We start from the raw sequence: 7535 nt of genomic DNA, 5'->3' as shown, positions 1-7535 counted from the left end.
TTTTACAGCAACACCGTGGATTGAATCTGGAGCAGTTGGCCGCTCAACGTCCGGAGCCAGAAGTCAGGTTAGAAGCGTTTGAGCCAGAGGCTCTGACTCAAGCCAGATCCCGACGATTTTCTCGCAGCAGCTACCTGAATGGATAACGCATGATCACAGAAGCTGAATATCAGGCTTTGAAACGAGCCGTGTTACTGAGAGAAACCCGCACAGTGGAGTTTGAAGGTCGTAAGGTGGAGTATGCCAGCTTCTCAGAAATGGAAAGACGACTGCAGGCCATTGAGCGGGAATTGATCAAACAGCAGAAGCGGCCTAAACAGTTTGGTATCTATTCATCCAAAGGCATCTGATTTCACCGCCAGAAGTTGGCAATCAATGTCAGTATCAGACTGACCAGGATCATTGATGTGATCGGGATATAGATTCGAGTATTTTCTTTTTCGATCCGGATATCACCGGGTAGATGTCCAAACCAATTCAGCAGGCCCGGAGCAAAGTGCATTAACAGGCCTGCAGCAAGAACAACAAGTCCAATCAGTATCAGTGTTTTAGCCATGTTATTGACTCCCTACTCAGAAGGAGCCTAGCCTGTGTTCGCATGGATGCGCCAGCAATGGCGGGAAAAAAGAGCGTTTAAAAACCTGGCCTATACCTCCGCAGGGCGGGGGCGAAGAAGTCAGAGTTGGGCGGCACCTTCCACTGGTCCCAATAACTCCCTGACCGGAAATCTTGGAACCCTGATCAACCGCTCTCGGGCTGCGATTCGTAATGATCCCTGGGCCGCTTCCGGGCTGGAAAAGCTGGTCGCCAATATTGTCGGCACCGGCATCAAGCCCAAGTCAGAAGCCCGGGATGATGGGTTTCGTAAAGAGTTACAGGCCCTGTTTCTGGACTGGACCGATGAGTCCGATGCCGATGGCCAGCTCGATTTTTATGGCCAGCAGGCTCTGGCCATGCGTTCGGTATTGGAAGCTGGAGAGTGCTTTGTTCGCTTCCGTCCCCGCAAACCCGGCGATGGTTTGAGTGTGCCGCTGCAGCTGCAATTGCTGGAAGCGGAGTTTGTCCCCTGGGATTTCAACGATGAACTGAAAAAGGGCCACAAGATCCGGGCCGGTATCGAGTTTAATGCCATCGGGCAGCGTGTCGCTTACTGGATGCACAAGCAGCATCCTTCGGATTACACAACACTGGATACTGCCGACTTGCAACGGGTGCCTGCCGATCAGGTGTTGCATCTTTATGAACCGCTGCGGCCAGGTCAGCTGCGTGGGCAACCTTTGTTGAGCCAGGTACTGCTTCGAATGTATCACCTGGACAAATTCGATGATGCCACGCTGCTTCGTCAGGAAATCGCCAACCTGTTCACCGCCTTTATCACCAAACCGGCTCCGGAAACAGAAAGGGTCGATCCGCTGACTGGTCGGCCCATTGTCTATGACCTGCAAGGTGTTCCTATGGTAGCGATGGAACCGGGCACCATGCAGGAGCTATCACCGGGTGAGGAGATTACGTTTAACACACCACCAGGAGCGGCCAGCAATTACCCGGACTTTATCCGTCAACAATTGATGGCGGTATCAGCGGGTATTGGTCTGCCTTATGAGATCCTGTCCGGCGATATGAAAGGCGTCAGTGACCGGGCTTTAAGGGTGGTGCTTAATGAGTTCCGCCGTCGTATTCAACAGATCCAGCATAATTTGATGGTATTCCAACTTTGTCGCCCGGTCTGGAAACGATGGCTGGAACTGGCCGTGCTCAGTGGGGCTATCTCAGCCCCGGACTTTCATCGAAACCCCGCTCACTATCGCAAGGTGAAATGGATTCCCCAGGGCTGGGCTTATATTCATCCGGTTCAGGATGTTCAGTCCCAGAATCTGGCAGTCCGCAGCGGTTTTAAATCTCGCTCGGAAGTGGTGTCTGAACAAGGCTATGACAGCGAACAGATTGACGATGAGATTGCAGCAGATAACCAGCGAGCCGATGAGCTGGAGCTGCAATACGACAGTGATGCCAGAACTCAGGAAATAAACAACACCATCATGGAAGAGGAACCCGATAACGATGAACAAAAAGCCGCTCAATAAGAACCGGGCCTGGTTCGAACTAAAGGGACTTAGGAGTGTCGCGGGAGGACAGGAGTCCGGAGCGACCACCTTGAAAAATCAGTCAGGCCAACCAGCGGAGCTGCTGATTTACGATGTAATTGGCGATTGGGCAGGCTTATCTGCCCGGCAACTGGTCAGCAGCCTGAAAGATCTGGACACGGATGACATTACCGTTCGGATCAACAGCCCCGGTGGCTCAGTGTTTGACGGAGTCGCCATTTACAATGCCCTGCGCTACCACAAGGCTAACATCCATGTTCGGATTGAAGGGCTGGCAGCCAGTATCGCCAGTGTCATTGCTATGGCAGGCGACACCATACATATGGCTGAAAATGCCTTGCTAATGATTCACAATCCTTTCGGCTGGGTCGGAGGCGACGCCGGTGAGTTGCGCAAAATGGCGGATATGTTGGACAAAACCACGGAGGTCATTGCCCAGACCTACTGCAATCGCTGTGAACTGGATCTGAAAGCCATGCTGAAACTAATGGATGAGGAGACCTGGTTCACCGCCACTGAAGCCCAGGGCCATGGCCTGATTGATGAAGTGGAAGCACCGGTGAAAATGGCAGCTCATTTCGACCTTTCCAGCTTTATGCATCCACCTCAGCCCGCAAACTCTGAATCTGAAAATGGGGATAAAGGGGCTCATGCCCTGGCAGTAATGACCCTGTGTAATCAGGCCGGTTACCCGGAAATGGCAGAAGCTTTTGTCCGCCAGCAACAGGGGATCGAAGACGTCAAAGCTCGCCTAGCTGAATGTGAAACAATCAAATCCCTGTGTGCAGCAGCGCACTGTGAAGATCGAGCCGGAAAATATATTCAGTCTGGTAAGACCGAAGCCCAGGTACGCACTGAACTGTTTGATCTGCTCTTGCAGGATGACGACAGCATCAATAACCAGCTGACGCCCGATCAGCAGGATAAAAAAATTCAGCCACTGGTGGATACCCAGGCCGTTTACCGCAAGCGAAACGGTCAATCGGCTGCTTGAAACCACTCACCCTTTCTTAATTTTCCCTTTCTCACTCAAAGGAACTAAACCATGCCTGTGATGACAGAGCCGGTGCATGCTGGCGAATTCATTGTGTCCGAAGGAAACAACAGTATCAGCCGGGAGCTGATCGAACTGGCTCCAGATCTGGCGCTACTGCCCGGCACCATTCTTGGCAAGAATACCTCCACAGGTGTTTATGGCCCTATTGATCCGGCCGCTGACACAGGCTTGCAAATGGCCGCTGGAGTGCTGTGGGACCATGTCATTACCGATGCCACAGGCGGCGAGGGCGTCATCATTGCCCGACTGGCAGAAGTGGATCAGGAGTTACTGGTCTGGCCGGAAGGCATCACTGACGAAGAAAAAACGACGGCGGTCGAGGAGCTGTCGTCACTGGATATCATTCTCAGGACAGGAGAACAGGGATGAACTTGCTGGATATTTTTAACAACGATGCCTTCAGTCTGACCAGTCTGACTGCCACTCTGAACGATATGCCCTATAAGCCAGGGCGTATCGGTGAACTGGGACTGTTTACTGAAAGTGGCATTAACACCACCACGGCGATTGTAGAGTCAAGGAACGGTGAATTGATCCTGCTGCCCACTTCCGAGCGCGGTGCTCCGGCTGCCCAGGCTCGCGGAGGCAAGCGGAAGGTACGCAGTTTTGTGATCCCTCATATTCCCTACGACTCCACCATCATTGCTGATGAGGTGCGCAATGTACGAGCCTTTGGCTCCGAGAGCGCCCTGGAAGGGGTGAAAACGGTGGTTAATGATCGACTGTCGTCCATGAATGCTAACCATGAAGTGACCCTGGAGCACTTGCGACTGGGAGCCATCAAGGGACAGATTCTCGATGCCGATGGCTCCAGTGTGATCTACGACCTGTTTCAGGAATTCGGTGTCACTCAGCAAACTCACACCTTTAAATTCAGTGTGGCTGAAACGGATATCCGGCTGGAGTGCGTCGCTCTGCGCAGGAAGGTAGACACGGCTCTGGGCGCTCAGCCCTACACTGGATTAAGGGCCTTCTGTGGTGCAGATTTTTATGATGCTCTGGTCGGACACGACTACGTCAAAGATGCTTACCATCGCTATCAGGACAGCGCTTTACTGCGCAATGATCCCAAGACCGGATTCCGGTTCGGTGATATCGATTGGGAAGAGTATCGCGGGCAGGTAGGCGATATTCCTTTCATTAAACCGGATGAAGCGTATGTGATCCCGGAAGGCACCGGCATCTTCCGCACCTGGTTCGCCCCAGCGGACTTTATCGAAACTGTGAATACCATTGGTCTGCCACGATATGCAAAGCAGAAGATTCTCGACTTCGATAAGGGCGTACAGGTCCACACCCAGTCCAACCCGCTGCCCATCTGTCTTAAACCAAGAGCCGTGATCAAATGCAAGATGAGCTAAGTGATCTGAATCGGCAGGTGCTGGCCACCTTTGGGGAGGTTGTCACATTAAAAAAGTCAGATGACAGTAGGCTGGAAGTGACGGGCATTCTGACTCGCGAGCTGGTGCCTACGGGTCCTTATGAACAGGTGTTGCAAGAGATCACCACATTGGCCTTGACCACGGATGTAAAGGTGAGCCGGGGCGATGAGGTGATTTCAGCAGAACAACGCTGGACAGTTGAGCGGAAACTGAAAGGCGATGGTCAGATGAACTGGTGGTCACTCCATGAAGCTGGAGCTTGAGCTGGATGACAGCATTGATGAGCTGATCCGTTTCTTCCAGAACACCCCGGAAACTCTCCAGCTTGCTATTCGAAGGTCGCTGAGGAAACTGTCTCGATTTGCTGAGCGACGAACCCTGAGAGCATTAGCTCGAGAGCAAGGCATTACTCAAAAGAAGCTAAAAGAGCTGGGCCGGGTCAAGGTCAATCTACTGCAACCGGGCGAGCGGGGGAGTGAAGGCTACAGTTTGGTGATCTGGATTGGTGCCTGGGATATACCGGCTCATTATCTGGGCAAACCCAGACAGACCAAACAAGGCGTCAGAACCGGCAAGCATTTCTGGGAAGGTGCTTTCTTAATGCAACCAGTCAACGCTACCCACCCCATGGTCTTCAAGCGAAAAGCCAACTGGCACCATAAATACCAGCGCTCCAAAAAATCCGGTCGCATGATGTGGATGGGCTTGCCCCTGGAAAAGAAGACTCTACCGATCCTAAACAGTGCCATTCAGGTGCTGGAAAAGCTTGAGCCCGTTTTACTGGAGCGGTTTACCACCCTGGTGCAACAGGAACTGAATTTCATCATCAACGGAGCCGGTCATGCTTAACCCAGAACAACAACTGGTTAGCCTTTTGGTAGGTGTTCTGGAGACAGTGTGTAATCAGGTATTGTTGGGCTATGCTGCCACCGGCATTGAACAGGGTCTGAAGCCGCCAGCCGTACTGGTGCAACTGGAATCAATCAGTGAGTTACAACAACAGGGCAGCCGTCGTAAAGATCAGTGGCTGTTTAATCTTAGTGCTGTGGTGCCGACCAATGACCGGGCAACTTATGCCTTGCTGGAGCTCTCCAGAACGATTCGCCAAGCCCTGAGCAATGATAAAGCCCTGTCAGAACATTGCCGCAAGCTGACCTTCTCTGAAACCCAGTTTGATATTGCTCCCAGTCAGGGACAATTGTCCTTTGCAGATATCACCCTAACCCTCGAAACCGTCTTTTAAATCCTCTTCAAGGAAGGAGAATTCTATGTCTACTATCGACCGCAGCTTTATCGGCGCAGGCAGTATCCATATTCAACCCTACGACAAATCCGCACCACTCTTGCCCATCGGCAATGTCAGTGAGTTTAACTTCAGCTTTGAAGAAGATCGTAAAGAGTTGAAAAACTATCTGGGCGGTGGTGGCAATCGCAATGTTATCAGTCGGGTGTCGGGTATTACTGCCAACCTGGTAGCCCATGATTTCACTGCCAATATTATCTCCCTGGCACTTCGAGGCAGTGTCACAGAGGCTGCGATCACCCCGGTGACCGATGAAGCGCAAGAAACCTATGGTGTGGCAGGTGAATTAATTCCTTTCGGGAATTTACCTGATTTGGATCAGACCATTACGGTAAAAGACAGTCTGGATACCATATTGGTAGAAGGAGACGACTACCAACTGATGAAGTCTGGCATTCAGGTCATTGAAGGTGGAGGTATTGATGACCAGGGCATCAAGGTCAGTTACACCCCACTTAAGGCTAATATGGTTCAAGCCCTCGTAGAGTCCGGGCGGGAGTTTACCTTGTTTATGGAAGGGCTGAATGATGCTCAGGAAGGCTTGCCCTTCAATATCCGGGTGCATCGGGTGAAGTTCTCGCCGGTGCAAAATCTGGGCTTTATCTCGGATGACTTCGCCAGCATTCCCTTGCAAGTGGATGTGCTGGCGGATTCGTCGATTTCAGGCAATGGGCTGAGTGCGTTTATGCAGTTGGATCTGGCTGGGTAAGGGAGGATGCTTATGGGCGTCGTTTTCTTAAGGTCTTATAGACAGCGTCCTTGTCTCGCTTGCCGATGGCTAATACATAGACAACAATCTCCTTATCAATAACTTCATATGCCAAGCGATATCCAGCTGTCCGTAGTTTGATTTTGTATACGTTGTCGTAGCCTTTCAGTTTGGCCGAGGGAACATGGGGGTTCTCCAGACGCTCTGCCAGTTTTTTCTTAAACTGGTTACGCAATGGAGAGGCCAGCTTGTTCCACTCTTTCGTAGCTGCCGGAAGGAACTTGAGCTTATAAGTCATCCAGGTTCACTTCCACAGCCTGATCCAGGTCTTTACGACGTTCCTCAACCAGTCTGGATAACTCCTGGTCATCCAGGGCATCCATTAACCATTCGTAGGTCTCTGCCGGAATCAGATAAGCCGTCGGCTTATTGTGATTAAGGATTGCTATAGGTGAACCTTCTGACTGGGCCAGCAGTGCTGTCGGGTTTTTCTTGAGCTCTGAAATACTGGCCGAGCAATCTGCTAATACCTGTCTCATTATAAATGCTCCTTATTTGATTCTAAAAACAGGTCTTATATTAGACCATTTTTTATTCTAACTGTTAACTTTATTGCGTTTGACCCAGGGAGTGGACTATGTCTTCCATCAAGGAATCCGCCCTTCGGCTGGTACTAAAAGCCAAAGACTCCCTATCCAAAACCGTCTACCAGTCAGCAACCTCCCTCGAGTCCCTCCGCAAAGAAGCCCAAACCCTCAAACAAAAACTGTCTGATTTGCAGAAGCAAGATCGTCTTCTGTCGTCTTTCCAAAAACAGACAGCAGCCGTTCGAGATACAGGCAAAGCATATCGGGAAGCGGAAGCCAGAGTTGAGAAACTGGCCAGGGAGTTTCAACAGACTGAGAAGCCTTCCCGATCCCTTCAGCGTTCCCTGGAGTCGGCTCGTAAGTCCGTAGTCTCAGCCAGTCGAGCTTATCAG

The 7535-nt window shown here is 51.4% G+C and carries 13 protein-coding genes; 10 read left to right on the top strand and 3 right to left on the bottom strand.

Translation table 11 applies throughout. The features are described from left to right. Positions 1-149 precede the first annotated feature (149 nt). Complete coding sequence (locus KDK19_RS06490) at positions 150-350, top strand: phage head-tail joining protein (protein WP_257291591.1); 201 nt, start codon at positions 150-152, stop codon at positions 348-350. 2 nt (positions 351-352) lie between these two features. Here the strand turns inward: KDK19_RS06490 and KDK19_RS06485 are convergent, their stop codons facing one another. Continuing rightward, complete coding sequence (locus tag KDK19_RS06485) at positions 353-556, bottom strand: DUF2905 domain-containing protein (RefSeq protein ID WP_257291590.1); 204 nt, start codon at positions 554-556, stop codon at positions 353-355. 34 nt (positions 557-590) lie between these two features. Here KDK19_RS06485 and KDK19_RS06480 point away from each other — a divergent pair, with 34 nt between their 5' ends. The 8 genes from KDK19_RS06480 to KDK19_RS06445 are packed head-to-tail and all read left to right on the top strand — an operon-like array spanning position 591 to position 6556. Beyond that, positions 591-2084: a phage portal protein gene (locus tag KDK19_RS06480; protein ID WP_257291589.1), complete on the top strand. Its 1494-nt coding sequence runs from the start codon at positions 591-593 to the stop codon at positions 2082-2084. Further along, positions 2062-3099, top strand: a complete 1038-nt coding sequence (locus KDK19_RS06475; protein ID WP_257287965.1) for a head maturation protease, ClpP-related — start codon at positions 2062-2064, stop codon at positions 3097-3099. Before KDK19_RS06480 ends, KDK19_RS06475 begins: the two co-directional genes overlap by 23 nt. A 51-nt stretch (positions 3100-3150) precedes the next feature. Beyond that, positions 3151-3531 (top strand): head decoration protein, encoded by a 381-nt coding sequence (locus KDK19_RS06470; protein WP_257287966.1) that lies wholly within the window; start codon positions 3151-3153, stop codon positions 3529-3531. Further along, on the top strand, positions 3528-4523 hold the full coding sequence (locus tag KDK19_RS06465; protein WP_257287967.1) for a major capsid protein: 996 nt from the start codon (positions 3528-3530) through the stop codon (positions 4521-4523). The genes KDK19_RS06470 and KDK19_RS06465 overlap by 4 nt, the downstream gene beginning before the upstream one ends. Beyond that, positions 4508-4807 (top strand): hypothetical protein, encoded by a 300-nt coding sequence (locus KDK19_RS06460; protein WP_257291588.1) that lies wholly within the window; start codon positions 4508-4510, stop codon positions 4805-4807. The genes KDK19_RS06465 and KDK19_RS06460 overlap by 16 nt, the downstream gene beginning before the upstream one ends. Further along, entirely contained in the window at positions 4791-5393 is a 603-nt protein-coding gene (locus KDK19_RS06455) for a hypothetical protein (protein ID WP_257291587.1), read from the top strand. Before KDK19_RS06460 ends, KDK19_RS06455 begins: the two co-directional genes overlap by 17 nt. Further along, complete coding sequence (locus KDK19_RS06450; RefSeq protein WP_257287970.1) at positions 5386-5787, top strand: hypothetical protein; 402 nt, start codon at positions 5386-5388, stop codon at positions 5785-5787. Before KDK19_RS06455 ends, KDK19_RS06450 begins: the two co-directional genes overlap by 8 nt. Before the next feature lie 25 nt (positions 5788-5812). Continuing rightward, a complete protein-coding gene (locus KDK19_RS06445) occupies positions 5813-6556 on the top strand; it encodes a hypothetical protein (RefSeq protein WP_257287971.1) in 744 nt (247 codons plus the stop codon). A 10-nt stretch (positions 6557-6566) separates the two neighbouring features. Here the strand turns inward: KDK19_RS06445 and KDK19_RS06440 are convergent, their stop codons facing one another. Together KDK19_RS06440 and KDK19_RS06435 are read right to left on the bottom strand one after the other, a co-directional pair. Next, positions 6567-6854, bottom strand: coding sequence for a type II toxin-antitoxin system RelE/ParE family toxin (locus KDK19_RS06440; RefSeq protein WP_257287972.1), 288 nt, complete (start codon positions 6852-6854; stop codon positions 6567-6569). After that, the gene (locus KDK19_RS06435; RefSeq protein WP_257287973.1) at positions 6844-7095 is read right to left on the bottom strand and encodes a type II toxin-antitoxin system Phd/YefM family antitoxin; all 252 of its coding nucleotides are present in this window, start codon (positions 7093-7095) and stop codon (positions 6844-6846) included. Before KDK19_RS06435 ends, KDK19_RS06440 begins: the two co-directional genes overlap by 11 nt. Positions 7096-7193: 98 nt before the next feature. On the opposite strand from KDK19_RS06435, the gene KDK19_RS06430 reads away from it, so the two are divergent. Further along, the coding region (locus tag KDK19_RS06430) for a hypothetical protein (protein ID WP_257291586.1) at positions 7194-7535 on the top strand (342 nt) is incomplete at its 3' end.

The organism is Endozoicomonas sp. ONNA1, assembly GCF_024606325.1.
In the GTDB taxonomy this organism is placed as follows: domain Bacteria; phylum Pseudomonadota; class Gammaproteobacteria; order Pseudomonadales; family Endozoicomonadaceae; genus Endozoicomonas_A.
The sequence above is the reverse complement of the archived record's forward strand: the minus strand, read 5'-3'. Positions and strand labels throughout refer to the sequence as shown.

Excerpts from the sequence above, each read along its gene's own strand:
- KDK19_RS06475 (WP_257287965.1), top strand. The coding sequence starts at position 2,062 with ATGAACAAAAAGCCGCTCAATAAGAACCGGGCCTGGTTCGAACTAAAG.
- KDK19_RS06465 (WP_257287967.1), top strand. The coding sequence starts at position 3,528 with ATGAACTTGCTGGATATTTTTAACAACGATGCCTTCAGTCTGACCAGT.
- KDK19_RS06455 (WP_257291587.1), top strand. The coding sequence starts at position 4,791 with ATGAAGCTGGAGCTTGAGCTGGATGACAGCATTGATGAGCTGATCCGT.
- KDK19_RS06435 (WP_257287973.1), bottom strand. The coding sequence starts at position 7,095 with ATGAGACAGGTATTAGCAGATTGCTCGGCCAGTATTTCAGAGCTCAAG.
- KDK19_RS06460 (WP_257291588.1), top strand. The coding sequence starts at position 4,508 with ATGCAAGATGAGCTAAGTGATCTGAATCGGCAGGTGCTGGCCACCTTT.
- KDK19_RS06450 (WP_257287970.1), top strand. The coding sequence starts at position 5,386 with ATGCTTAACCCAGAACAACAACTGGTTAGCCTTTTGGTAGGTGTTCTG.
- KDK19_RS06445 (WP_257287971.1), top strand. The coding sequence starts at position 5,813 with ATGTCTACTATCGACCGCAGCTTTATCGGCGCAGGCAGTATCCATATT.
- KDK19_RS06485 (WP_257291590.1), bottom strand. The coding sequence starts at position 556 with ATGGCTAAAACACTGATACTGATTGGACTTGTTGTTCTTGCTGCAGGC.
- KDK19_RS06470 (WP_257287966.1), top strand. The coding sequence starts at position 3,151 with ATGCCTGTGATGACAGAGCCGGTGCATGCTGGCGAATTCATTGTGTCC.
- KDK19_RS06490 (WP_257291591.1), top strand. The coding sequence starts at position 150 with ATGATCACAGAAGCTGAATATCAGGCTTTGAAACGAGCCGTGTTACTG.
- KDK19_RS06440 (WP_257287972.1), bottom strand. The coding sequence starts at position 6,854 with ATGACTTATAAGCTCAAGTTCCTTCCGGCAGCTACGAAAGAGTGGAAC.